Annotated in this window: 26 protein-coding genes and 1 tRNA gene; 17 read left to right on the top strand and 10 right to left on the bottom strand. The window is 60.6% G+C overall.

What is annotated here, in order from left to right; genetic code table 11:
• The first annotated feature begins 130 nt into the window (after positions 1-130).
• From HTY61_RS03800 to HTY61_RS03785, 4 genes are all read left to right on the top strand, one after another.
• Complete coding sequence (locus HTY61_RS03800; protein ID WP_175275550.1) at positions 131-820, top strand: HAD family hydrolase; 690 nt, start codon at positions 131-133, stop codon at positions 818-820.
• A 44-nt stretch (positions 821-864) separates the two neighbouring features.
• Positions 865-939 (top strand) — tRNA-Val (locus HTY61_RS03795).
• 154 nt (positions 940-1093) lie between these two features.
• Complete coding sequence (locus tag HTY61_RS03790) at positions 1094-2710, top strand: fumarate hydratase (RefSeq protein WP_175275549.1); 1617 nt, start codon at positions 1094-1096, stop codon at positions 2708-2710.
• 105 nt (positions 2711-2815) lie between these two features.
• Positions 2816-3448, top strand: a complete 633-nt coding sequence (locus HTY61_RS03785; RefSeq protein ID WP_175275548.1) for a L,D-transpeptidase — start codon at positions 2816-2818, stop codon at positions 3446-3448.
• 4 nt (positions 3449-3452) lie between these two features.
• On the opposite strand, the gene HTY61_RS03780 is transcribed toward HTY61_RS03785, so the two are convergent.
• Complete coding sequence (locus HTY61_RS03780) at positions 3453-4073, bottom strand: pyridoxamine 5'-phosphate oxidase family protein (RefSeq protein ID WP_175275547.1); 621 nt, start codon at positions 4071-4073, stop codon at positions 3453-3455.
• The gene (locus HTY61_RS03775) at positions 4070-4429 is read right to left on the bottom strand and encodes a gamma-butyrobetaine hydroxylase family protein (protein ID WP_175275546.1); all 360 of its coding nucleotides are present in this window, start codon (positions 4427-4429) and stop codon (positions 4070-4072) included. Before HTY61_RS03775 ends, HTY61_RS03780 begins: the two co-directional genes overlap by 4 nt.
• 88 nt (positions 4430-4517) lie before the next feature.
• Here HTY61_RS03775 and moaA point away from each other — a divergent pair, with 88 nt between their 5' ends.
• From moaA to HTY61_RS03735, 9 genes are all read left to right on the top strand, one after another.
• Entirely contained in the window at positions 4518-5543 is a 1026-nt protein-coding gene (gene moaA / locus HTY61_RS03770) for a GTP 3',8-cyclase MoaA (RefSeq protein ID WP_246272913.1), read from the top strand.
• 235 nt (positions 5544-5778) lie between these two features.
• Complete coding sequence (locus HTY61_RS19590; RefSeq protein WP_281367570.1) at positions 5779-5904, top strand: hypothetical protein; 126 nt, start codon at positions 5779-5781, stop codon at positions 5902-5904.
• Positions 5905-6363: 459 nt separating this feature from the next.
• Positions 6364-7590: a multidrug effflux MFS transporter gene (locus tag HTY61_RS03765; protein WP_175275545.1), complete on the top strand. Its 1227-nt coding sequence runs from the start codon at positions 6364-6366 to the stop codon at positions 7588-7590.
• Between the two features lie 43 nt (positions 7591-7633).
• Positions 7634-8266, top strand: coding sequence for a molybdenum cofactor guanylyltransferase MobA (gene mobA / locus HTY61_RS03760; RefSeq protein ID WP_175275544.1), 633 nt, complete (start codon positions 7634-7636; stop codon positions 8264-8266).
• A 79-nt stretch (positions 8267-8345) separates the two neighbouring features.
• Entirely contained in the window at positions 8346-8882 is a 537-nt protein-coding gene (locus tag HTY61_RS03755; protein ID WP_175275543.1) for a cytochrome b, read from the top strand.
• A gap of 166 nt (positions 8883-9048) precedes the next feature.
• Positions 9049-9789 (top strand): ABC transporter substrate-binding protein, encoded by a 741-nt coding sequence (locus HTY61_RS03750; RefSeq protein WP_246272912.1) that lies wholly within the window; start codon positions 9049-9051, stop codon positions 9787-9789.
• 57 nt (positions 9790-9846) lie between these two features.
• Positions 9847-10560, top strand: a complete 714-nt coding sequence (locus tag HTY61_RS03745) for an ABC transporter permease (RefSeq protein WP_175275541.1) — start codon at positions 9847-9849, stop codon at positions 10558-10560.
• Complete coding sequence (locus tag HTY61_RS03740; protein WP_175275540.1) at positions 10557-11390, top strand: ABC transporter permease; 834 nt, start codon at positions 10557-10559, stop codon at positions 11388-11390. The genes HTY61_RS03745 and HTY61_RS03740 overlap by 4 nt, the downstream gene beginning before the upstream one ends.
• A gap of 89 nt (positions 11391-11479) precedes the next feature.
• Positions 11480-12364 (top strand): NAD(P)-dependent oxidoreductase, encoded by an 885-nt coding sequence (locus tag HTY61_RS03735; protein ID WP_175275539.1) that lies wholly within the window; start codon positions 11480-11482, stop codon positions 12362-12364.
• 123 nt (positions 12365-12487) lie between these two features.
• Here the strand turns inward: HTY61_RS03735 and HTY61_RS03730 are convergent, their stop codons facing one another.
• The 4 genes from HTY61_RS03730 to HTY61_RS03715 form a co-directional block, all read right to left on the bottom strand.
• Positions 12488-12961 carry a DUF302 domain-containing protein gene (locus tag HTY61_RS03730; protein WP_246272911.1) on the bottom strand — a complete coding sequence of 158 codons (474 nt, stop codon included), beginning with the start codon at positions 12959-12961 and terminating at the stop codon, positions 12488-12490.
• A 70-nt stretch (positions 12962-13031) separates the two neighbouring features.
• Positions 13032-13505 (bottom strand): Lrp/AsnC family transcriptional regulator, encoded by a 474-nt coding sequence (locus HTY61_RS03725; protein WP_175275538.1) that lies wholly within the window; start codon positions 13503-13505, stop codon positions 13032-13034.
• Between the two features lie 82 nt (positions 13506-13587).
• Positions 13588-14211 (bottom strand): uracil-DNA glycosylase family protein, encoded by a 624-nt coding sequence (locus HTY61_RS03720; RefSeq protein ID WP_175275537.1) that lies wholly within the window; start codon positions 14209-14211, stop codon positions 13588-13590.
• The gene (locus HTY61_RS03715) at positions 14208-14843 is read right to left on the bottom strand and encodes a glutathione S-transferase (protein ID WP_175275536.1); all 636 of its coding nucleotides are present in this window, start codon (positions 14841-14843) and stop codon (positions 14208-14210) included. Before HTY61_RS03715 ends, HTY61_RS03720 begins: the two co-directional genes overlap by 4 nt.
• A gap of 339 nt (positions 14844-15182) precedes the next feature.
• Between HTY61_RS03715 and HTY61_RS03710 the strand changes: the two genes are divergently transcribed.
• On the top strand, positions 15183-16757 hold the full coding sequence (locus HTY61_RS03710) for a sensor histidine kinase (protein WP_175275535.1): 1575 nt from the start codon (positions 15183-15185) through the stop codon (positions 16755-16757).
• Between the two features lie 15 nt (positions 16758-16772).
• Here HTY61_RS03710 and cobT read toward each other — a convergent pair whose 3' ends face one another.
• Entirely contained in the window at positions 16773-17798 is a 1026-nt protein-coding gene (gene cobT / locus HTY61_RS03705) for a nicotinate-nucleotide--dimethylbenzimidazole phosphoribosyltransferase (protein ID WP_175275534.1), read from the bottom strand.
• Between the two features lie 98 nt (positions 17799-17896).
• On the opposite strand from cobT, the gene HTY61_RS03700 reads away from it, so the two are divergent.
• From HTY61_RS03700 to HTY61_RS03690, 3 genes are read left to right on the top strand one after another with little or no spacing between them, the layout of a single operon-like run.
• Positions 17897-18706 carry an adenosylcobinamide-GDP ribazoletransferase gene (locus HTY61_RS03700; protein ID WP_175275533.1) on the top strand — a complete coding sequence of 270 codons (810 nt, stop codon included), beginning with the start codon at positions 17897-17899 and terminating at the stop codon, positions 18704-18706.
• Positions 18707-18723: 17 nt separating this feature from the next.
• Positions 18724-18978 carry a DUF1289 domain-containing protein gene (locus HTY61_RS03695; protein ID WP_175275532.1) on the top strand — a complete coding sequence of 85 codons (255 nt, stop codon included), beginning with the start codon at positions 18724-18726 and terminating at the stop codon, positions 18976-18978.
• Entirely contained in the window at positions 18975-19676 is a 702-nt protein-coding gene (locus HTY61_RS03690) for a TIGR02281 family clan AA aspartic protease (RefSeq protein WP_175275531.1), read from the top strand. The genes HTY61_RS03695 and HTY61_RS03690 overlap by 4 nt, the downstream gene beginning before the upstream one ends.
• On the opposite strand, the gene HTY61_RS03685 is transcribed toward HTY61_RS03690, so the two are convergent.
• The 3 genes from HTY61_RS03685 to HTY61_RS03675 all read right to left on the bottom strand — a co-directional run bounded on the left by HTY61_RS03685 (position 19673) and on the right by HTY61_RS03675 (position 22811).
• Positions 19673-20485: a sulfite exporter TauE/SafE family protein gene (locus HTY61_RS03685; protein ID WP_175278400.1), complete on the bottom strand. Its 813-nt coding sequence runs from the start codon at positions 20483-20485 to the stop codon at positions 19673-19675. The genes HTY61_RS03690 and HTY61_RS03685 overlap by 4 nt on opposite strands.
• A 90-nt stretch (positions 20486-20575) precedes the next feature.
• Complete coding sequence (dusA, locus tag HTY61_RS03680) at positions 20576-21583, bottom strand: tRNA dihydrouridine(20/20a) synthase DusA (RefSeq protein ID WP_175278399.1); 1008 nt, start codon at positions 21581-21583, stop codon at positions 20576-20578.
• 64 nt (positions 21584-21647) lie between these two features.
• Positions 21648-22811, bottom strand: a complete 1164-nt coding sequence (locus HTY61_RS03675) for an osmoprotectant NAGGN system M42 family peptidase (RefSeq protein WP_175275530.1) — start codon at positions 22809-22811, stop codon at positions 21648-21650.
• Positions 22812-22819 lie beyond the last annotated feature (8 nt).

Below are 22819 nucleotides of genomic sequence, written 5' to 3'. Positions count from 1 at the left end.
TCCGCGACCGGTTATCACGGCATCGGCTTCGCGCCAACCGGCAATGCTTGCCTGTCGTGCCATCCTGCATTGCCAATCGGGCGCGTGCAGACTAGGTCCGGGGCGAGTCCAAATGGCAGCAGGGCAGGATATGAGACCGCCGATTATAGTCTTCGACCTCGATGGAACCCTTGTCGACACGGCGCCGGACCTGCTCGACGCGATGAACCACGCATTGGCCCGCGCCGGTATCGATACAATCGAGGACGACGGCTTCCGCCGGCATGTAGGAAAAGGCGCCCGCGTGATGCTCGAGCGCGCGACCGAGGCCGCAGGGCGCACCATAGCGCCGCCTGAACTGGACACCATGATGACCGACTTCCTGGATCACTACCAGGCCAACATGCCCGGCCGTTCGAAGCCGTATGAAAGCGTAGTCGCAGCCATAGAAAAGTTTCGTGCCGCCGACTTTCTCGTCGCCGTATGCACGAACAAGGTGGAATCCAGCGCGAAGCGCCTTCTCCGCGCACTCGGGATCGACGGCCTGTTTTCCGCCATATGCGGCCAGGACACCTTCCCGGTACGCAAACCGGATCCCGGTCACCTCTACGGGACGATCGACGTGGCGGGCGGAGATCGTCGACACGCCCTCATGGTAGGCGACAGCGAAACCGATATTCTGACCGCCCGGAATGCCGGGATTCCTGTTGTAGCTGTCGACTTCGGATACACGGATCGCCCCGTGGCCGAATTCGCGCCGGACAGGGTGATATCGCACTACGACGAGATGGATCTCGACCTGGTGCGGAACCTGTTGCCCCGCACCTCCGCGACCGGTTGACTTTTCCGCGCGGCCAAGACTATACCGCGCCCCACGCAAGGTTCGGGCGATTAGCTCAGCGGGAGAGCACTGCCTTCACACGGCAGGGGTCGCTGGTTCAATCCCAGCATCGCCCACCATCCGCTCCTTTTTCATGGAATGTGCATCCTGTCTCACCGGTCGGGAGCGGCGACGCGTATCAGCAAAGCCGGAATGCGGCATCGGTTCCCTTGCCTTCATGCCACATTGCGATATGAGACGGACCGCAATATCCCTTGAGGCAAGGACAAGACCATGGCAGACGGCCGCAACAACCTATTTCCGCTTGGCGATGCAGATACGCCTTGGCGCAAGCTGACAGCCAACCACGTATCGGTCGACACCTTCCGCGGCGAAGATATCCTGGTCGTCGAGCAGGAGGGGCTCCGTTTACTTTCCGAAGCGGCCTTCGGTGACATCAACCACCTGCTTCGTCCCGGCCACCTGAAGCAACTCGCCTCCATCCTCGACGATCCGGAGGCCACCGACAACGATCGCTTCGTCGCCTACGACCTTCTCAAGAACGCCAATATCGCGGCCGGCGGCGTGCTGCCGATGTGTCAGGACACGGGCACGGCTATCATCATGGGCAAGAAGGGACGCCGTGTCTGGACCACTGGCGGCGACGAGGATGCGCTCGCATCCGGCGTGCTCGACGCATACACGAAGAAGAACCTACGCTATTCGCAGCTCGCGCCCCTGTCGATGTTCGAGGAGAAGAACACCCGCAACAACCTGCCGGCGCAGATCGACATCTACGAGGAAGGCGAGGACGCCTACAAGTTCCTGTTCATCGCCAAGGGCGGCGGCTCGGCCAACAAGACCTTCCTCTACCAAGGCACGCCATCCCTCCTCACCCATGATCGCATGATCGAGTTCCTGAAGGAAAAAATACTCACCCTCGGGACTGCCGCCTGCCCGCCCTACCACCTCGCCATTGTCATCGGCGGCACCAGTGCCGAAATGAACCTCAAGACCGTCAAGCTCGCCTCGACGCGCTATCTGGACACCCTGCCGACCAGCGGCTCCGAAGCCGGACACGCATTCCGCGACCTAGAGATGGAAGCGGAGATCCACAAGGCCACGCAGCAGACCGGCGTCGGCGCCCAGTTTGGCGGCAAGTATTTCTGCCACGACGTGCGTGTCATCCGCCTGCCCCGCCACGGCGCATCGCTCCCCATCGGAATCGGCGTCTCCTGTTCAGCCGACCGTCAGGCACTCGGCAAGATCACCAGGGACGGCATCTTTGTCGAGCAGCTGGAGACCGATCCGTCAAAATACATGCCGGACATCGACGAGGCGAAGCTGTCGGAACATGTGGTGAAGATCGATCTCAACCGTCCGATGAGCGAAATCCTGGCCGAATTGTCGAAACACCCGGTCAAGACCCGGCTCTCCCTGACCGGCCCGATCATCGTCGCACGCGACCTAGCCCACTCGAAGATCCGCGCCCGCCTCGAGGCCGGAGAACCGATGCCCGATTATTTCAAGAACCACCCGATCTACTATGCCGGTCCCGCCAAAACACCCGAGGGATACGCCTCCGGGTCCTTCGGCCCGACGACCGCCGGCCGAATGGATTCCTATGTCGACCAGTTCCAGTCCTTCGGCGGATCCATGGTGATGCTGGCCAAGGGCAACCGCTCGCGCCAGGTGCGCGAGGCATGCGCCCGCCATGGCGGCTTTTATCTCGGCTCCATCGGCGGCCCCGCCGCGCGCCTCGCCCAGGACTGCATCAGGAAGGTCGAGGTCGTCGAGTATCCCGAACTCGGCATGGAAGCGATCTGGAAGATCGAAGTCGAGGACTTCCCCGCCTTCATCGTGATTGACGACAAGGGCAACGATTTCTTCAAGGAACTTAATCTCGGTTAGCGGAAAAGCCGGAATTCCGGCTTTCTCGCCCTGTCGCCCTTGACCCCTCGATGCAGCCAAGCCAACGTCACATTGGGGCGTCAGGGATTCGATGGGGGTCGTACGATGGTGAAATTCTCGATTGCGCTGCTTTCTGCTGCTGCTTTGGCTGCGTCGGCGCTGTTGACAAGCGGCGTATCTGTGCGGGCTGAGGTCCAGCTGCACGAATTGTTGTTCAAGCCGAAAGCCGAGCGGGAAGAGTATCTCCGGCAAAACCGGAAAACATCGTACCGCATGTCGAACAAATCGCCGATCCGGCGCAAGGTCGTGAAATTCGACGGTTACTCGGTCGGCACCATCGTGGTCGACACTTCCGATCGCCGACTCTATCACGTCATCAAACCGGGAAAGGCCATGGCATATGGCATCGGCGTTGGCCGACAGGGTTTCACCTGGACCGGCAAACATCGCATCACTCGCAAGGCCGAGTGGCCCGGCTGGACACCGCCACCGGCAATGCGCGCACGCGAAAAAGCCAAGGGGCGCATCCTTCCGGCTTACATGGAAGGCGGGCCGAACAACCCGCTCGGTGCCCGCGCGATGTATATCGGCTCCACGCTGTACCGGATCCACGGCACCAACCAGCCCTGGACGATTGGTCAGGCAATGTCGTCAGGCTGCATCCGCATGGCCAACGACGACGTGACCCACCTCTACAACCAGGTGAAGATCGGAACGCCGGTGGTTGTGCGTCGCTAGGCGCTCACCACATGGTCTTTGCGGCGCGGCCGGCCCATTCCTTGTCGTACGTTTCGGAGTCGAACGCGCCGTTCGACTGCTCCCTGAGGATGTCGCCCGCCGTCGGCACCGAGGCGGGATCGGCATGATGGGCCGGATCCCACAGTTTTGAGCGCAATATCGCGCGCCCACACTGCGTATAGATTTCGCCGACCCTCACCAGCACGACTGAACGCGGCTGTTTCCCGTCCTTCTCGAAACTTGCCAGCAGGTCAGGGTCGACCGTTACGATGGCGGTTCCGTTCAGGCGGATCGTTGTCACCGACCCGGGAACCAGGAACAACAGCCCCACGCGGGGATCTCGCACGATATTGCGCAGGCTGTCGATGCGGTTGTTGCCGCGCCGATCCGGTATGGCAATGGTCTTGTCGTCGAGAATACGGAACGCTCCACCCAGTTCGCCGCGTGGCGAGCAGTCGAGTCCCTCCGGCCCCGCGGTCGCCAGCGTAAAGAAAGGCGACGCTTCCAGGAAACGGCGATATTGCGGCGTGATCCGGTCAGCCACCTTGAGCAGCGAAGCCTCTCCCGGCTCACCATAGATATCTTCGAGTTCCTCAACCGAATTTACGGGGGCATATGTCGTCAACGACTGAGTCCCTTTTCCTTGAGCTCATCCAGATAGGCACTCCAGAGCGCATCGCGGTCGCGACCAAGACGCGCCAGGTAGCTCCAGCTGTAGATGCCGGTGTCGTGCCGGTCATCGAAGACGATGCGAACCGCGTAGTTGCCAACGGGCACCATTTCGGCAATCGCCACATCCCTCTTGCCGCCAACGGTCACGCGCTGCTCCGGCGAGTGCCCCTGCACTTCGGCTGATGGCGACATCACACGAAGCATTTCCGCAGAAATCTCGAAACTCTCGCCGCCACCAAATTTGATAGTCAGGTTCCTGCGATCTTTGGAAACCCTCAATTCCGTCGGCAAAAGGGATGAATCTGTCATGTTCGTGTGCTGCTTCGAGGTCGGAATGTCTTGACGTGCCCGGCTATGACATCAACATACGTACCAGACAACAACAAGCGTGCGATCAATGTCCGATGAAATCGCCCCGCTGACCGGGCAAACCATGACCGACCCCTTCGGGAGGGACATTACCTATCTGCGCGTGTCGGTCACCGACCGCTGCGATTTCCGTTGCACCTATTGCATGTCGGAACATATGACCTTCCTGCCGAAGAAGGACCTCCTGACCCTGGAGGAACTGGACCGGTTATGCACGGTGTTCATCGGCAAGGGCGTAAAGAAGCTGCGCCTTACCGGCGGCGAACCGCTTGTCCGCAAGAATATCATGCACCTGGTCGAAGAGATCGGCCGTCATCTGAAGACCGGGGCGCTGGAGGAACTGACTCTCACCACCAACGGCTCGCAGCTGACCAGGCACGCCAGCGACCTCTACAGGCATGGCGTGCGCCGCATCAATGTCTCGATGGACACGCTCGATCCGGCGAAGTTCCGCGAGATTACCCGATGGGGCGACCTGTCACGTGTGCTCGACGGCATCAAGGCTGCGCAGGACGCTGGCCTGAAGATCAAGATAAACGCCGTTGCGCTGAAGAACTTCAACGATACGGAAATTCCCGACATGATCCGCTGGGCTCATGGCCAGGGCATGGACATGACTGTGATCGAGACCATGCCGATGGGCGAGATCGAGGAAGACCGCACGGACCGCTATCTGCCCCTTTCAATGTTGCGCGCCGACCTGTCCCGCCAATTCACGCTGGAGGATATCCCCTACAAGACCGGCGGGCCGGCCCGCTATGTCAAGATAAAGGAAACCGGGGGCCGTCTCGGTTTCATAACGCCGATGACGCACAATTTTTGCGAAAGCTGCAACCGCGTGCGTCTGACCTGCACGGGCACGCTCTACATGTGCCTCGGCCAGAACGACGCGGCCGATCTGCGAACCCCGCTGCGGGCGTCGGAAGGAAACGAGCTTGTATCTGCCGCGATCGACGAGGCCATCGGGCGCAAGCCGAAGGGGCATGATTTCGTCATAGACCGTCGCACGAAACGGCCGGCGGTAACCCGCCACATGAGTGTCACCGGCGGATAGGCCCGCGCAAACCGAGGCTATACCCGACTGCCTTCTGGCGACGGCCACCAACGTGGGGCAGGCAGCTGTCTCAATATCAAAATCCAGCGGAATTCCGCCCCTGCCGAAGGCGCATGGCTGCCAAGCGAAATTAGCATGTCTGCGGGCATGAAAAGGGCGCATACAGCTCCCAAATCATGCTGCAGCGCAGCAACAATCCCGTAGCTGAACACCAACGACAAAACGGAAGAAGAAAATGTCCGCGAAGAAACGCATTGAACAGCAATTTCAGCCGCGCGAGCTCGAGTCGATCATCGCACGTGCCCGTCGCGATCGCGACGCCGCCCTGCGGAACATGATCGGTTCCTTGTTCGGTCGTTGACCTCCCGGCGACGCCGGACGGAAAGTCGTGCATTTCGGATGAAATGAATTGCCCGGCACAAGACCGGATGATTTCCGGTGCTGTACCAGTCCCGTCCGGCGAACCGGACACCGACAGTCGTCAGACCGAGCATAGGCGCCGGCTTGCGTTTCATGGCGATCGTGTCGGCCGGTCCTTGTGCGACAGGCTCCCTTTCGCCGAATAATACATACACAATCAGGTCAGGCATATTGGGCTGGCTCTGACGAAGGCCGGCATAGACCTTGGTCATTAGCCATCCAGCGCCTCTTGACACCCCCCGCCATGCATTCACGCATCCGGATCGTCCGCGATCCGGATATTGTCGGTTGTTTTCCGCGCACGCGGATATGTATACACAACATGGTCCCTCCTCTCCTGGCGGATGACCTATCTCGTATCCAACCGCGATCAACCCACGAAGCAGACAAGGCGAATTGCATGAGCAGTGACATCGCCCACGCACCGGAAACCGGCGAACAGAGACTGGTCAGTCCACCGCCGGCCCTGCTCACTCTCGTCCTGCTCGCAGCAGTCAGTCCGCTGGCAATCAACCTGTTCGTGCCATCCATGCCCAGCATCGCAGCGGACCTCGAAGCGCCCTACGCGACTGTCCAGCTGGGCCTCTCGCTCTATCTCGTGATGGTAGCCGTGTTGCAACTCGTCATCGGCCCGCTGTCTGATCTGTTCGGCCGGCGTCCCGTCATCTACGGCGGCCTGGTGCTGTTTCTCGTCGGCACCACGATGTGCGTTCTTGCTCAATCGGCAGGGATGTTCCTGGCCGGACGAATTGTCCAGGCGGCCAGCGCCAGCGGCATGGTGCTTTCGCGTGCCATCGTGCGCGATGTCTATCCTCGCGAGAAGGCGGCTAGCGCCATGGGCTACATGGTCATGGGAATGGCCGTGGCTCCAATGGTGGGTCCGGCAATCGGCGGACTGATCGACCAGCTTGCCGGCTGGCGCATGAGTTTCGTGGCTCTCGGAATTTTCGGCGCCATCGCTCTCGGCGCCACGGTGTTCACGCTCCCGGAAACGAACCGGTTTCGCGGCGCGCCTATCCGTGAGCAGGTCGCGAGCTACAGGAAGCTGGCCGGTATGCCGATATTTTGGATCTATGCCTGTTCAATGGGTTTCGCATCGGCCGCTTTCTTCGGCTTCCTTGGTGGCGGCCCGGCGGTCTCGAACATCTACCTGGGCCTCTCTTCCCTCGAATACGGCCTGTATTTCGCATTCACCGCCCTCGGCTACTCTCTGGGCAATTTTGCCACCGGTCGGTTCTCCGAGCGCCGCGGCCTGGACCGCATGATGCTCGACGGGGTCTTCATTTCGCTGGCCGGACCGCTGGCAGCAATCGCACTTTTCGCGACCGGTATTGAACACGCCGCCGCCTTTTTCCTGCCAATGATGCTGGTCGGGTTCGGCAACGGCCTCACCCTCCCTACCGCGAGCGCGGCGGCCATCGGCCTGAAACCCGATTCCGCCGGTGCGGCATCCGGCCTTCTCGGTGCCACGCAAATCGGCATCGGCGCCTGCGCATCGATTGTCGCCGGCTTTGTCAGCGGGAGCGAAGGCCTGCCGATACCGCTATGCATGTTCCTTGCCGCCTGCTCGTTCGTCGCCGTCGGTTTCACGCTGACGGCGGTCCGCATGGGCCGGTCGTCTTCCTGAAGGCGTGGTTGCGGCTTCCGGTCGGCGCGCGCATATTCGGGCCATGAACCGACAGGTCCCGAACAGCATCGCCGGCGTCATCCTGGCGGGCGGACTTTCCCGGCGCATGGGGGGAAGCGACAAGGCGTTTCTGCCGCTCGGCGGGAGACCGTTGATCGCGCAAGTTCTCGAACGGTTGGCATCACAGGTCGAAACGATCGCAATTAGCGCCAACGGCGACCTCTCGCGCTTTGCCCCCTTCAATGTGCCGGTCTTTTCCGATGCAATCGACGGCTATCTCGGGCCCTTGGCCGGCATATACTCGGCCATGCGTTGGGCAGAAGGTCGACAGGCCGGCTACACACATGTCGTCACCGCCGCTGCCGACACGCCGTTTTTCCCCGAAGACCTCGCGGCAAGACTGGTCGCCAACGCCGCAACCCCGCGCACCATCGTCATGGCCTGCTCGGCGGGACACCGTCAGCCGGTATTCGCCCTGTGGCCGCTCTCTCTGGCCGGAGACCTCTCGGAATGGCTGAAACGGGGCGAAACCCTCAAGGTCGGTGCCTGGGCAAGTCGGCACGAACTCGCAGAGGCCCCCTTCCCCATGCTCGAGGACGGCACCGATCCGTTCTTCAACATCAACACGCCGGACGATCTCGCTGCGGCCGGGGCCATCCTTGGGGAGCGGGCCTGAAACTGCGGGAAGCGTCAGCGGCCTTGCAGGCCCGACCGGGAGTCGGATACATCCGGATCGGCAACCGGGACCCTCTGCCATGGCGCGTCAGCTGTTCGACATTCGCGATTCCCAGGCCGGCTATTGCCGGACTTCGATCATTGTGCACTGGCTGACAGCAATTGCCGTGGCGTTCCTGTACGTCAGCCAGGAACGCGAATGGACCGCACTTCATCTCGGAGCCGGCCTGATCGTCGCTCCGGTCTTCCTGTTCGGGGCCTGCTGGCGCATAAGACGGGGCTTTCCGCGCGTTCCCGACCAGCCTCTGGCGCTCAACCTTGCCGAAAGGCTCGTGATGATCGGCATCCTTGCCTGCCTGCTCGCGGTTGCGGTCACGGGTATCCTGGTCCCGCCGCTGGACGGCAATGCACTGTCGATCTTCGGTCTGCTGTCTCTCGACGTCCCCCTGCCCGCGGATCCCGTATGGTCTGGCATCGTGAAGCAAATCCACGCGACCGCGGGCGACGCCTTCATTCCGCTGGTCGGGCTACATGTTCTCGGGGCACTCATGCACCGATTTGTCTGGAAAGACCGGGTGCCGGCACGTGTGATTAGACCAGCCCCCGGCGGAAGATAATTTCCTGACCAACCGGTCGATTTGCGGTTGCAATTCCCTTCGAAACGATGGGAATATTCGCGCTTATGCTCGTCTCCGCAAGGCGGGGACTTGACAGGTACCCCGATGCCTTGCCTCAAGAGCGTGACGTAAAGAGGGAACAGATATGCGTTTTTACAAATGTTTGATGGCTGCAGCCGCGACGCTGACCCTGACAGTGGGTGCGGCGCAAGCTCAGGACATGATGAAGATCAGGATCGGCACCGAAGGAGCCTATCCGCCCTTCAACAATCTCGAGGCTGACGGCACACTGACCGGCTTCGATATCGACATCGCAAAGGCGCTTTGCGCCGAAATGAATGCAGAATGCGAGTTCGTCACCCAGGATTGGGACGGCATCATCCCGGCACTTCTGGCCGGCAAGTTCGATGCCATTATCGCCTCCATGTCGATCACCGAGGAACGCATGGAGAAGGTCGATTTCACCGACCACTACTATACGAATTCGCTGACCTTCGCGGCAGCGGAGGATGCGGATCTCGAAGGCGTCGATCCCGCCTCCATGGCCGGCAAGACCGTGGGTGTGCAGGAAGGAACGATTTCGGCGCAGTTCCTTGAGGAGAACTATCCCAACACCAATGTGAACGCCTACCCGACCCAGCTCGAGGCATACGCAGACCTCAAGAACGGCCGCAGCGATGCGGTTCTCGCAGATTTCGGCGTCCTCTATGACTGGATCAATTCCGATGACGGTCAGGGATACGATTTCTTCGGCGAGCCCGTCTCGAAGGACGACAAGATTGGCATCGCCGTTCGCAAGGGCGAGCAGGAGTTGAAGGAAAAGTTCAACGCGGCGCTCGAATCCATTCGCGCCAACGGGACTTACGCCGAAATCAACAAGAAGTATTTCCCGTTTGACATATACTAGGCATCAAATGCCGTGCCGTGCCGCGCTCGCGGCACGGCCCCCTGACGACACGGGCGGATGGAAAACTATCTCACTTACCTGAGTTTCGGCGACCGGGGCTGGAGCGACGAGATCGCTTGGGGATTGCTGACAACCGTCTCGCTTGCCCTCGCCACTCTTCCGATCGGCCTCGTTGTCGGCTTCCTGGTTGCCCTGGGCAAGCAGAGCACGGAATGGACCGTGCGCACAGCCGCAGAGATCTACACGACGATTTTTCGCGGCCTTCCTGAGCTTTTGACGCTGTTTCTGGTCTATTTCGGCCTTCAGCTCGGCATCCAGCAGGCGCTCCATGCCATGGATGTGGAATCATACATAGAAATCAACAGCTTTGCCGCAGGCGTTATTGCGCTGGCGCTCGTGTTCTCATCCTATGCCAGCGAGGTATTCCTGTCGGCCTTTCGCGCCATACCCAAGGGCCAGTATGAAGGCGGCTATGCGCTGGGGCTGCGCAAGCGCACCGTAATGATCAGGATCATTTTGCCGCAATTGATCCGCATCGCGCTGCCCGGTCTCGCCAATCTCTGGATGGTCCTGCTCAAGGACACGGCGCTCGTGTCCGCTATCGGCCTTGCGGATATCCTTCGCCAGACCAAGGTGGCCGCCTCGGCTACGCGAGAACCATTTCTCTTCTATTCGCTTGCCTTCATGCTCTATCTCTTCCTCGCGCTGCTCTCTTCCATAGCACTCAACCGTATAGAGACCCGAGGCAAGCGCGGAGAAAATGTCCGATGAGCGCAGTGCTGGAATCCTTCGCTCCCGCCGAGCCGGCGCCGCCCGAACCGCCGAAGAAGTGGACGCCGGCCCGGATCACCGGCAACGCACTGATGGCATTGTGGATCGCCGCCGCGATTGGCCTCGTGATCTATCTCGTTTCCGCCTGGGATATCGAAAAGGCTCTGCGCTACGGCCCGAAGTACCGTGACGGCTTGGTCGTCACGCTGACGCTCGTCGGCCTGTCGATCGCCATCGGTGCGATCGTCTCCCTGCCCGTCGCCTTTGGGCGGATGTCGGGGAATCCGCTCGTCAGCCGGATGGCCTTCGCATATGTCTATGTATTCCGCGGCACACCGCTCATCGCGCAGTTGTTTCTGATCTATTACGGCCTCGGATCGTTTCGTCCGCAACTCGAGGCGATAGGCCTATGGGGGTTCTTCCGCGATGCGTGGTACTGCGCCCTCTTCGCCTTCACCCTGAACACGGCCGCATACCAGGCGGAGATACTGCGTGGGGCAATCGAGAGCGTGCCGCGCGGTCAGTGGGAAGGCGCAGAGGCGCTCGGACTCAACAGGCTTCAGACCTTCCGAAAAGTCATCCTTCCTCAGGCGTTGATCGTCGCCCTCCGCCCCTACGGCAACGAGATCATCTTGATGATCAAGGGATCGGCGATCGTTGCCTTGGTCACGGTCTTCGACCTTATGGGAGAAACGAGGCGCGCATTCTCGCGCACGTATGATTTCCAGATGTATATCTGGGCGGCAGTGTTCTACTTCATCATGGTGGAAACATTGCGTAATGTCTGGAATTGGCTGGAGGGCCGGTTGACGCGGCATCTCAAGCGCTAGCAGGTCAATCCTGCGCGCAAATCCTGTAATCAGGCGAACTGCTCGCCACCGTGAGCAGGCAGATGGGTGAAAGACGGAGGAATTTCGGCATGGCAAAGGCGGCGTTCATCGGACTTGGCGTGATGGGCTATCACATGGCCGGCCACCTCGCGAAAAAGGGAGGTCATGACGTTACCGTCTATAATCGGACACGCTCCAAGGCCGAGAAATGGGTCGGAGAGTTCGGCGGCACCCTGGCCGACACGCCAAAGGAGGCTGCTGTGGGTGCCGATTTTGTTTTCGCCTGCGTCGGCAATGACGACGACCTTCGCTCGGTGACGATTGGCGAAAGCGGCGCATTTGCTGGCATGATGCCCGGCTCGATTTTCATCGACAACACGACGGCCTCTGCCGAAGTGGCGCGCGAGTTGCGGGCGGCCGCCGACAAGGCCGAGTTCGGTTTCATCGACGCCCCCGTCTCCGGCGGCGAGGCCGGCGCGGTGAACGGCGTCTTGACGGTCATGTGTGGCGGCGACCAGGAAGTCTTTGATAGGGCGAAACCCGTAATCGAGAGCTATGCCCGCATGGTCGGCCTGATGGGACCCACGGGCGCAGGCCAGTTGACGAAAATGGTCAACCAGATTTGCATAGCGGGCCTTGTTCAGGGACTTGCGGAAGGCATCAACTTCGGCCTCAAGGCCGGTCTCGACATGCAGAAGGTGATTGATGTCATCTCAAAGGGCGCTGCCGGCTCGTGGCAGATGGAAAACCGTCACAAGACTATGATCGCAGGCGAATATGAGCACGGCTTCGCCGTGGACTGGATGCGCAAGGACCTCGCGATCGTCCTGCAGGAAGCGAACAACAATGGCGCTTCGCTTCCGGTCACCGCGCTTGTCGACCAGTTTTACAAGGAAATACAGGCCATGGGAGGCAAGCGATGGGACACCTCGTCATTGCTGGCCCGGCTGCAAAAGATCGATACCATCGGCTGACCGACGGCGAACAGCCCGATCGCAGTGATGACCCGCACACGGGTTTGGCGATGATATCCGGCGGCGCCACGCCACCGCATGAGCGGAAGAAGGGCGCCCGCCTTCCTGCCCGCTACGTCCCTGCTATTCGGCCGCCTCATCGATTATCTCGGCCAGCAAGGCGTTGACCTGATCGCGCGCTCCGCCGTCAGGAAGGCGGCGGAAACCTACCTTTACCTTGCCTGGCGCCGCAGCCGCCTCGTAGACGAAAACCACGTAGGGACAATAGGCGATATCGTTGATATCGGCTTCCATGACTTTTCGGGAAACCACGGCGGAGCAGAACGTGAAGAATTCCGCATCCTTGTATAGTTCCTTGTTCGCGCCGACATCGCCGGCTGTGCGCTTCAGCATGTCGCCGATGAACCCGTGATAGTCTATGTTGTATCCCCGGTTGATGATTGCGTCGCTCACCGCCTGCGCCACGTCGGCAAATGCCGCATCGGTCTCCCGCATCTCTACGTCATCGCCTGCAGCATGCGCGGAACCCGCTGCGAGAACCGATGCCACCGTCAACATGAACGCTCCGCCGACGGACGCCATTGTTCTGAAAGTCATGAACACTTCCTCCTCTGAATATATCTTATTTTGAATATGTATCGGACGAAGCGCATTGACGGAAGTCAATTCACGCCTTGGCGAGCACCATGTAGTCGAGCGGCATCTCTGTGGTGTACTTGATCTGCTCCATCGCGAAGGCCGAGGAGACATCGCGGATCTCGATCTTCGAGATCAGCCGCTGGTAGAACGCGTCATAGGCCGCGATATCCGGCACGACGACACGCAACAGGTAATCCACGTCCCCGCTCATGCGGTAGAACTCGACAACCTCCGGAAACTCGCCGACCACCTCGGAAAAGCGCTTGAGCCACTCGATGGAATGGGAATTCGTGCGTATCGATACGAACACGGTTACGCGCGCATTGATCTTGACGGGATCGAGCAGCGCCACGCGCTTTCGGATAACCCCCTCTTCTTCCAGCTTCTGGACACGTCGCCAGCAAGGTGTCGTCGATAGCCCGACCTTCTTCGCAAGGTCGGCTACCGCTATTGTCGCATCCTCTTGCAGGATCCCGAGGATCCGCCTGTCAAGCTTGTCCATTCATGCCACCATTGGAATATTTTTTCGATATCGATTGCAAAAACAACTATACATAAAAATATTTTCTGCCAAGCCTGCCTGTTCACGCCTTTGCAACAAGGCGCGCCACTTCGGCACGCAAGACAGGCAGAACCTCCTCCTCGAACCAGGGATTCTTCCTGAGCCAGGCATTGTTTCGCCAGGAGGGATGCGGCAACGGCAGGACACGCGGCTTGCCGGCATCGTATGCGGCACGCCAATTGCGCACGGTATCGGTCAGCGTCGGTCCCGCCTTTCTGCCCATGTGATAGGCTTGCGCATAGCGCCCGACAGCAATGACCAGTTCCAGCTGCGGCATCGCCCCGAAGAGGCGGTCATGCCACGCGGAGCGGCATTCGCGGCGTGGCGGCAAGTCGCCCCCCTTCCGGTCCAGTCCGGGAAAACAGAACCCCATCGGGATGATCGCTATGCGGCTGGCATCATAGAACGCCTGTTCGTCCACCCCCATCCATTGGCGCAGCCGAACGCCTGACGGATCGGTAAAAGGCCGGCCCGATTTGTGCACTCGCGTACCGGGCGCCTGACCGCAAATACAAATACGGGCGGTCGCCGACGGTACGCAAACCGGGTTCGGTTCATGTGGCAATGCGGCGCCGAAGCGCGGCGCGTCCCGGCAAATGCGGCACGCGCGAATTTCCGAGAGAAGCCCGGACAAATTCTCGGTCATGCACCGTAACTCGGACGCGTCTTCATTGCATCATACCAGCGCCGAAAATGCGCCAGGTCCTCCGGAACGGAAATGCGCGCAGGCTTGCAGAAATCGGCCGCAATCATCGCCGTGATGTCGGCAACCGAGAAGCGATCCCCAGCTATGAACTCGCGGCTCGCCAGTTCACCATTGAGAAACGCGATAAACTCCAGTGCCTTGGGCTTGTTCGCCTCGCCCCATTCGGGAATTTGAGGCTCTTCCCACCCCTTCATCGCGGGATGGATATGCCGGAAAGCCTGCCCGACCGGATGAAGGAACAGGAATTCCACTCGCCGCTGCCACATTTCTATCTCCGCCTGCTCGAAAGCGCCCACCCCGAACAATGGCGGGTCGGGGCAAAGCGTTTCGAAATAGCGGCATATGGCAATTGATTCCGACAACGTCCGGCCGTCTTCGAGTTCCAGAACGGGAAGCCGCTTCATGGGATTACGCGATGCAATCTCGTCAGAACGATGGCCGAGTGCGGCCATGTCGACCGGCACCAAGGGTACCGAGATGCCCTTTTCGGCCAGGAAGACGCGGACCCGGCGCGGGTTGGGGGCCCTTCCGCCGTCGAACAGCCGGCAGCCGGGAGAATCGTGCTGGATCATCTCTCCTCCTGTTGCTCGGACGCACCGAACGATTTCATGGCAAAGTTCAAATCCGGCATATTGCTACCGCATGACCGCAATCGCCACCACGCCATGCCCACATCGACCGCGCTGATATCCGGTCGAATATCGCACCGGCTGGCCAGCATCGTACAGACGTGCGGACACACCTCAAGATCATGGAGAATCTTCGCCCCCGCCCTCCAGCGCGGGCCGGATTTGCGCAAGGTCGCCGGGGAATTGGCCCGATTCGCAGGAAGTTTTTAAGGAATTGGCAATAATGTTCATACACCAATGGCAGCACCCGGGCCGGCCGCGTACGCGTAAGTTGTTGAAATCATGAGTCATTCGCCGTCGGGCTTCACCGACAAGATCATTGTTGACCGGCGAAAGTCCTATCGCAACAGCGATGTGCGAAAGGCTGTGCGAAAAACGCGTGACCGATTGGCCGAAAAGGGAATATCTGATCCCGACTTCGATCAGGACTTGCTGATCATCAACGCCCGGGCCGTACGGTCTGGCACTCCTGCCATAATCCTGCTGATCGCCATGACGGCCTTTGCCGCCGCGTTTTTCGGAATGGGCGCGAACATGCTTGTCTGGGCGACCGTGGCAACGGCGGTCGTGGCAGCACGCGGCCAATTTGCCAGCCGTTTCCTTGCCACGCCACGAAAGGCCGGAGAAATCGGTCGCTGGACGGCACTGTTCTTCGGATTTCACTTCCTTCTCGGCCTTTGCTGGGCATGGTTCGCCTTTTCACCATGCGCCACATGCTCCGAGGCCGACACGCTCACCTTTAAGGTGATGGTACTGCTGGTGGCGATGGCGGCAAGCGTGACCATAAATCACAATCTGCGCTGGTCCGTTCTGGCCGAATTCGGCCTGCCTATAGCTGTATTCGCAGCGACCCACGATGGCATATTCGATCCGCGCGGCATAATGGCCTCCGCCAGCCTGCTGACAGCACTCCTCTTCTTCTCCTACATCGCGGTCCTCCTCAACAAGGCCAGCCTTGCATCGCTAAGCTATCGCAGCGAAAACGACGCCCTCATCGCCGAACTGGAAATGGCGCGCTCAATTTCCGAGGAGGCCCGGCGGCGCGCCGAAGAAGCCAATCTGGCCAAATCGCGTTTTCTGGCCTCGATGAGCCACGAGCTCCGCACCCCCCTGAATGCAATTTTGGGCTTCTCGGAGGTCATGGCCAACGAGGTGCTCGGCCCGATGAACAACGAGCACTACAAGTCCTATGCCAAGGACATCAACCAATCCGGCCAGCATTTGCTGAAGCTGATCAATGAGATTTTGGATCTGAGCCGAATCGAGGCCGGAAAGCAGGAATTGCACGAAGAACCGCTCGATCTGGCCTCGGTCGTGGACGATTGCATCGGCATGGTCCGCATGAAGGCCAACCAGAAGAGCATCCGCATCGAGCAGGCATTCGAGAAGGAAATGCCCCGCGTTCTGGCCGACGAGCGTTCGGTTCGCCAAGTGACCCTCAACCTGCTGTCCAACGCGGTCAAATTCACCCCCCAGGGCGGAACGGTGAAGGTGAAGGTCGGCTGGACGATGTCTGGCGGACAGTACATTTCGGTCAGGGACAACGGCCCCGGCATACCGGAAGACGAGATACCGGTGGTATTGTCGGCATTCGGCCAGGGGTCGATCGCCATCAAGAGCGCGGAACAGGGAACCGGCCTCGGACTTCCCATCGTCCAGGCATTGATGGCAATGCACGACGGCACGTTCCGGCTGAAATCGAAGCTGCGCGAGGGCACGGAGGGGCTGGCCATATTCCCCCGGGCGCGCGTCATGGATGTCATGCCCGCGGCCCCGGTCAAGACGGAAAATTCCGGCCGGGGCACGGCCACACCCGACCATGCCAAGCGTCAGCCGATCGCGGTCGGCCAGGACTAGGAGTGCGGATCGCCGTTAGTCGGGGCTGCTGACACCAGCTTCCGCGAAAGTCGCCATTCCGCCATGACAGTGCACTGCGGCCTTGACGATGCCGGCCGCGAGCGCCGCACCTGTTCCCTCGCCCAGCCGCATCCCGAGCGACAGCAGCGGCGACTTTCCGATCTTCTCCAGCGCCTTGGCGTGTGCCGGTTCCGCAGACACGTGGCCCGCGATGCAATGGTCGAGCGCTGCCGGATTGGCCGCGTGCAGCACAGCCGCCGCCGCCGTCGCGACGAAGCCGTCGAGGATGACCGGGATGCGTTCCATGCGGGCGGCCAGGATAGCTCCCGCCATGGCCGCGATTTCGCGCCCACCGAGACGGCGCAGAACCTCCAGAGGATCGGCGAGATGAGCCTTGTGCAGTGCCACGGCACGCGAAACGGCATCGACTTTCCGTTTCAGCACCTCGCCGGCCGAGCCGGTCCCGGGACCAACCCACTCCTCGGCGGTCCCGCCATAGAGCCCATGGAAGATCGCGGCCGCGACTGTCGTATTTCCGATTCCCATTTCGCCGATGCAAAGCAGGTCGGTTCCGCCCGCGATTGCCTCCATCCCGAATGCCATGGTCGCCGCACAGGTCTTCTCGTCCATCGCGGCTTCCTTGGTTATGTCACCGGTCGGATAGTCCAGTGCCAGATCGAAGACCTTCAGGCCGAGATCGTGCGCAACGCAGATCTGGTTGATCGCTGCACCGCCGGCGGCAAAATTCTCCACCATCTGGGCAGTCACGCTTTGCGGAAACGGTGCCACGCCCTGCTCGACGACGCCGTGGTTTCCCGCGAAAACCGCCACCAAGGGCCGCGTCACGGCAGGTTTCCGCCCGGTCCACGCTGCAAGCCACTCCGCGATTTCCTCGAGTCTGCCCAACGATCCTGCAGGTTTTGTCAGTTGTGCATCACGCTCGCGTACGGCTGCGACCGCCGCCTTGTCGGGTTCGGGAAGCCGGCTCAGAAGGTCACGGATATCGTCGAATGGCAGACCGCTGGTCATGAGAATCTCCATTGCCAAATCGGTGGCGGGTTTATTGCCACTGCCCTATACACGAAGCGGTATCCGACGCGACAGCAAGTCGCGCAATTGCGAAAGGATTTCAGACTGCCATGAACGAAGCTCCGAAAGCCTTTTCAGCATTGTTTGGGCAAACCATGCGTGCAACGGCGTTCCTCAGCCGTCTGCCGGTCCCGCCACAACACTTCGCCGAAGACGGACAGTCCATGCGCGACGATTCGGCTGCGTTCGCCTTTGCCGGCACATTGATCGGCATACTTCCCGCATTGGCGCTGGTTCTGCTGACGACCATAGGCGTGCCGCCATTCATGTCAGCCACCTTTGCCGTGATGGCGATGGCAGCGATCACCGGCGCGTTGCACGAAGACGGGCTTGGCGACGTAGCGGACGGTTTCGGTGGAGCTTCCGACCGGGAAAGTCGCCTTGAGATCATGAAGGATTCGCGGATCGGCACCTATGGCGCCATCGCCGTAGCCGGGACCCTGCTCCTGCGCTCGGCCGGCCTCGGTGCCATCGTGGCAGCCCATGGCAGTCTCGCCGCGGCATTCGCCCTGATTGCCGTTGCTGCGTGTTCGCGCGCGGCCATCGTATGGTTCTGGGCCAGCCTCCCCAGCGCCCGCCCGGGAGGAGTCGCTGACAGCGCCGGATCCCCTCGCGAAAGCGCGGTCAGCATGGCCGCAATATCCGGGCTGGCGATATTCGCCGTTGTTGCGACTGCGGCCATCGGCTTCCTCAATGCTGCCATCGCGATTCTGCTTGCGATCGCCGCAATGCAGGGCTTCTCGCGGCTCTGCATGCGCATGCTCGGCGGCCAGACCGGGGATACGCTCGGGGCATGCCAGCAGATCGTCGAGATACTGCTTTACACCGGCCTTGCACTCGGAATTGCGATACCCACCTGAATCGCAAGGAGGGCCGTATGACCGCCATTGAATCGCCCTGCATACTCGTTTGCTCCATAGACCAGAAGACGGGCTACTGTTTCGGTTGCGGCCGCACGCGCGACGAAATCGCCGCGTGGATGTCCTATCCTCCCGAAAAGCGCCGGGAAATCATGACCGAGTTGCCTGAAAGGCTGGAAAGCGTCGAACGCCGACCGCGCCGCGAAACCCGTCGCCGGCGCATGGCGCGCGAACGCGCCGGCGGTCCGTCGGAACAGGGTGGGTCGTCATGAACGCGTTTACCTACATTTTCTTCGGCATACTCGGCGGCGCATTGTTGATCCTGATAATCTACGGGAATGACGGAACAGTCGGTCCGATGACCGATGGCCAGTTCGCCGGGACGGTCTATCTCGGTCTCATCGGCGCGATGATAGCGGCCGGAATGTTCGCTTCCGGCCGGCGTTTCGGACAGCTTGCCCGGCAGGCGGGCATCTGGATCGCCGTCCTGATCCTGCTTGTGATCGGGTATGAATATCGGTTCGAATTGCAGGAAACCGCCACCCGCGTGACCTCCGGCCTCGTTCCCGGCGCGGCAATAACGCAAACATCCGCCAATGGGAACTTGACGGTCACCATCCAGCGCAGCGGGCGTCATTTCGAAACGGCCGGAACCGTCAACGGCACGCGCCAGACTTTCCTGGTCGATACCGGCGCATCAACAGTGGTCCTGACCGAATCGACCGCGCGCAAGGCCGGAATCGATCCCGCCACACTGGATTACCGTATTCCAATCGCGACAGCGAATGGTATGGCCATGGCTGCAAGGGTTTCCGACATCGAGGTCACGGTCGGCGGAATCGTGCGCAGTGGCATGATCGCCCTTGTCGCCAAGGATGACCAGTTGTCGTCGAACCTTCTGGGAATGAACTTCCTGGATACGCTGGATTCCTTCGAGGTCCGGGGCGACCGGATGGTGTTGCGCAACTAGCCCTGCAACACGCTCAGGATGAAACGCCCGGCCACAATGAACATGAAAATGCCGAACCCTATCTCCAGTTGGCGCTTCTCGAGCTTGTGCGCGATCTTCACGCCGACAGGTGCGACCAGAAGAGTGACAGGAATGATCAGTGCCACCGCGAGCCAGTTGACGTAACCGGTGGAGAGAAATGGCAGGCCTTCAGCCCCCCAGCCTGCCCATATCGAACCGACGAAACCGGGAACGGAGATCAGCACGCCGACGCCGGAAGACGTCGCGACGGCCTGGTGGATCGGTCTGTTGAATAGCGTCATGAAGGTGTTGTTGAGAACGCCGCCTCCGATACCCATCAGCGTCGACAGGAAACCGATCAGCGCCCCCACCCCAAAACGCTTGATGCCCTTCGGCAATTCGTCGCCAAGCTGCCAGTTCGAGCGATTGACGACAAGCCTGATGCCGACAAGAACGGCGATCGCCGCGAACACGATGCGCAGCCCTTCCGAGGAAATCGAGGCAAAAACGAGCGTGGCGAGCAGCACGCCGGTCGGCACCGCGATGATGTAGGTCCGCAACAGTTCCATGTCGACGGCGCCCTTGGCCTTGTGCGAAAGGAACGAACGGATTGAAGTCGGCACGATGATAGCCAGCGAAGTGCCAACCGAAAGGTGCATCCGGATCGCCTCGTCGATGCCGATGAGGCCGAAAACCTGGTAGAAGACAGGGACCAGGATGGCGCCGCCGCCAATCCCGAACAGTCCGGCAAGCAAGCCGGCAACAAGCCCGGCTCCGGCAAGCGCCACGACAAGCCAGGCAACGTCCATGAATGTAAACTCAGCCAACCGAATACCCGTCCCTTCGCTGCGGAAAATTGCCAATGGCCGTTTTCGCCGCCTTTGGCAAGCAGCAACGCATCACGCGGCGTTCTGCCTGGCATCCGTGATCGCACGAAGCGCGTCGCGCAGAACGTCTCCGTTCGCGCCGGGCTTGACGGCCATCGTCGACAATATCTGGCGCCACTGCCGCGCACCGGCCACGCCATGGAAAAGGCCCACCATGTGCCGGGTCACCTGATTTGCCCTGCCCCCTGCGGCAACGTGACGATCGACATAATCGGCCATCGTTTCCACGACGTCCTCCATGCACGGCATTTCGATCGTCTCGCCGTAGATCAGCCTGTCGGCATCCGCGAGCAATCCCGGGTTCTGATAGGCAGCGCGCCCCAACATCGCTCCGTCAACTCGCGCCAAATGCTCGCGCGCTTGAATCAAATCCTGAATTCCGCCGTTTATCCCGATGAATAAACTCGGATATTCCGCCTTGAGTCGATAAACGATCTCGTAGTCGAGCGGCGGAACATCACGGTTTTCCTTCGGGCTGAGCCCCTCCAGCCACGCCTTGCGGGCATGCACCCAGATCGCATCCGTGCCGGCATCGGAAACCAGGCGCGAAAGATCGAACAGCGCGGCATTTGGGTCCTGTTCGTCGACGCCGATACGGCACTTCACGGTCACCGGGATACCGGCGGGCGCTGCCTCTTTCATCGCTTCGACACACCGTGCAACCAGATCAGGCGTTTTCATCAGGCAGGCACCGAACGTCCCCGACTGAACACGGTCGGAAGGGCAGCCGACATTAAGGTTGAACTCGTCATAGCCGAAATCTGTCGCGATCCGCACCGCCTCCGCCAGCTTGGCCGGGTCACTACCGCCAAGCTGCAACGCCACCGGGTGCTCGATCGGGTCGTATCCCAGCAGGCGCTTGCGCTCGCCATGGATGACCGCGTCGGCCACGACCATCTCGGTATACAGCAGCGCATGGCGCGTCAGCTGACGATGGAAAAACCGGCAATGCCGGTCCGTCCAGTCCATCATTGGAGCGACGGCAACCTTGGGCACCACCTGCCCGTACAGATACGACATGGTTTTCATAATGTAGACGAACTATCCGCTGCAGCGGGCATGGTCAAAGCGCTCGCCACTTTTTCTATTCGCCAAGTTCCTCATCCTCGACTTCCGGAGACAGCTCCTGCCTTGCCTCGCCGGTCGGTTGGCGCGTGAAGCCCTTGACGCCGGAGGTTTCCTTGAAGTCACGCGTGATCATCACGGGACTGACAACATAGGCGGTGATCAATTCCGCCAGCGAGCGCAACGCATGGGTATGGATACGCTCGTAGCCATGCGACGCGTCCACGCCGAAAGTGATCAGCGCCGTCCGCACATCGGCGCCCGCCTCGACGGCGCTTGCCGAGTCCGAGCGATAGTAGCGAAAAATGTCTTTCTGGTAACGGATCTCGTTTTCCTGGCACAGCGTCGCCAGCTTCTTGGCAAGATGATAGTCGAACGGGCCGGTTTGGTCCGCCATGCCGATAGTCACGCCGAATTCGTCGGAATTCTGACCAGGCGCAGTCGTGCCGTTGTCGACGGTGATCATTGAGGCAACGTTATGTGTAAGCACGGACGACGCACCGACGCCGACCTCCTCCGCGATCGTGAACAGGAAATGGATATCGACCGGAGTTTCGGCCTGCTCATCCTGCAAAGCCTTCAAGGCAGCCAATGCGACAGCGACGCCTGCCTTGTTGTCGAGGTGGCGGGACACGATAAATCCGTTGTCAAGAAATTCTGGCTGCGGATCGATGGCAATGATGTCGCCGACCTCGATGCCGAGACGTTCGATATCCTCCTTGTTGCGCGCAATCGCATCGATACGAAATTCGACATGATCCCAACCGATCGGTAAAGTGTCGATCTCGGTATTGAATGTGTGTCCGGACGCCTTCAGCGGCAGGATCGTACCGCGATAGCCGCCACCATCCGCGAATACGGTCGCACGAGCGCCCTCCGCGAAACGTGCCGACCAATGCCCGATCGGCACGATTTCCAGCCGTCCGTTGTCCTTCAGCATCTTCACTTGCGCACCAAGCGTATCGAGATGCGAAACGATGGCCCGCGCACCGGATTCGCGCTTGCCCGGACGTATGGCGCGGATAGCGCCCCGTCGCGTGAGTTCCACCGACAGACCTTGCCGTTCGAGTTCCCGCGAAACGAAGCGGACAACCGGATCGGTGTAACCGGTCGGACTCGGTATCTGCAGAAGCTTCTCCAGCACGGAGAGCATGTATTCGTGATCAATTGCCAAGCGTGACACCGCTCGCC

Origin of the sequence: Oricola thermophila, assembly GCF_013358405.1 — a bacterium.
Taxonomy (GTDB): domain Bacteria; phylum Pseudomonadota; class Alphaproteobacteria; order Rhizobiales; family Rhizobiaceae; genus Oricola; species Oricola thermophila.
Note: the sequence above shows the minus strand (reverse complement) of the source record. Positions and strands in the feature narration are given on the sequence as shown.

Excerpts from the sequence above, each read along its gene's own strand:
- HTY61_RS03800 (WP_175275550.1), top strand. The coding sequence starts at position 131 with ATGAGACCGCCGATTATAGTCTTCGACCTCGATGGAACCCTTGTCGAC.
- HTY61_RS03790 (WP_175275549.1), top strand. The coding sequence starts at position 1,094 with ATGGCAGACGGCCGCAACAACCTATTTCCGCTTGGCGATGCAGATACG.
- HTY61_RS03785 (WP_175275548.1), top strand. The coding sequence starts at position 2,816 with ATGGTGAAATTCTCGATTGCGCTGCTTTCTGCTGCTGCTTTGGCTGCG.
- HTY61_RS03775 (WP_175275546.1), bottom strand. The coding sequence starts at position 4,429 with ATGACAGATTCATCCCTTTTGCCGACGGAATTGAGGGTTTCCAAAGAT.
- moaA (WP_246272913.1), top strand. The coding sequence starts at position 4,518 with ATGTCCGATGAAATCGCCCCGCTGACCGGGCAAACCATGACCGACCCC.
- HTY61_RS19590 (WP_281367570.1), top strand. The coding sequence starts at position 5,779 with ATGTCCGCGAAGAAACGCATTGAACAGCAATTTCAGCCGCGCGAGCTC.
- HTY61_RS03765 (WP_175275545.1), top strand. The coding sequence starts at position 6,364 with ATGAGCAGTGACATCGCCCACGCACCGGAAACCGGCGAACAGAGACTG.
- mobA (WP_175275544.1), top strand. The coding sequence starts at position 7,634 with ATGAACCGACAGGTCCCGAACAGCATCGCCGGCGTCATCCTGGCGGGC.
- HTY61_RS03755 (WP_175275543.1), top strand. The coding sequence starts at position 8,346 with ATGGCGCGTCAGCTGTTCGACATTCGCGATTCCCAGGCCGGCTATTGC.
- HTY61_RS03750 (WP_246272912.1), top strand. The coding sequence starts at position 9,049 with ATGGCTGCAGCCGCGACGCTGACCCTGACAGTGGGTGCGGCGCAAGCT.
- HTY61_RS03745 (WP_175275541.1), top strand. The coding sequence starts at position 9,847 with ATGGAAAACTATCTCACTTACCTGAGTTTCGGCGACCGGGGCTGGAGC.
- HTY61_RS03740 (WP_175275540.1), top strand. The coding sequence starts at position 10,557 with ATGAGCGCAGTGCTGGAATCCTTCGCTCCCGCCGAGCCGGCGCCGCCC.
- HTY61_RS03735 (WP_175275539.1), top strand. The coding sequence starts at position 11,480 with ATGGCAAAGGCGGCGTTCATCGGACTTGGCGTGATGGGCTATCACATG.
- HTY61_RS03730 (WP_246272911.1), bottom strand. The coding sequence starts at position 12,961 with ATGACTTTCAGAACAATGGCGTCCGTCGGCGGAGCGTTCATGTTGACG.
- HTY61_RS03725 (WP_175275538.1), bottom strand. The coding sequence starts at position 13,505 with ATGGACAAGCTTGACAGGCGGATCCTCGGGATCCTGCAAGAGGATGCG.
- HTY61_RS03720 (WP_175275537.1), bottom strand. The coding sequence starts at position 14,211 with ATGACCGAGAATTTGTCCGGGCTTCTCTCGGAAATTCGCGCGTGCCGC.
- HTY61_RS03715 (WP_175275536.1), bottom strand. The coding sequence starts at position 14,843 with ATGATCCAGCACGATTCTCCCGGCTGCCGGCTGTTCGACGGCGGAAGG.
- HTY61_RS03710 (WP_175275535.1), top strand. The coding sequence starts at position 15,183 with ATGAGTCATTCGCCGTCGGGCTTCACCGACAAGATCATTGTTGACCGG.
- cobT (WP_175275534.1), bottom strand. The coding sequence starts at position 17,798 with ATGGAGATTCTCATGACCAGCGGTCTGCCATTCGACGATATCCGTGAC.
- HTY61_RS03700 (WP_175275533.1), top strand. The coding sequence starts at position 17,897 with ATGAACGAAGCTCCGAAAGCCTTTTCAGCATTGTTTGGGCAAACCATG.
- HTY61_RS03695 (WP_175275532.1), top strand. The coding sequence starts at position 18,724 with ATGACCGCCATTGAATCGCCCTGCATACTCGTTTGCTCCATAGACCAG.
- HTY61_RS03690 (WP_175275531.1), top strand. The coding sequence starts at position 18,975 with ATGAACGCGTTTACCTACATTTTCTTCGGCATACTCGGCGGCGCATTG.
- HTY61_RS03685 (WP_175278400.1), bottom strand. The coding sequence starts at position 20,485 with ATGGACGTTGCCTGGCTTGTCGTGGCGCTTGCCGGAGCCGGGCTTGTT.
- dusA (WP_175278399.1), bottom strand. The coding sequence starts at position 21,583 with ATGTCGTATCTGTACGGGCAGGTGGTGCCCAAGGTTGCCGTCGCTCCA.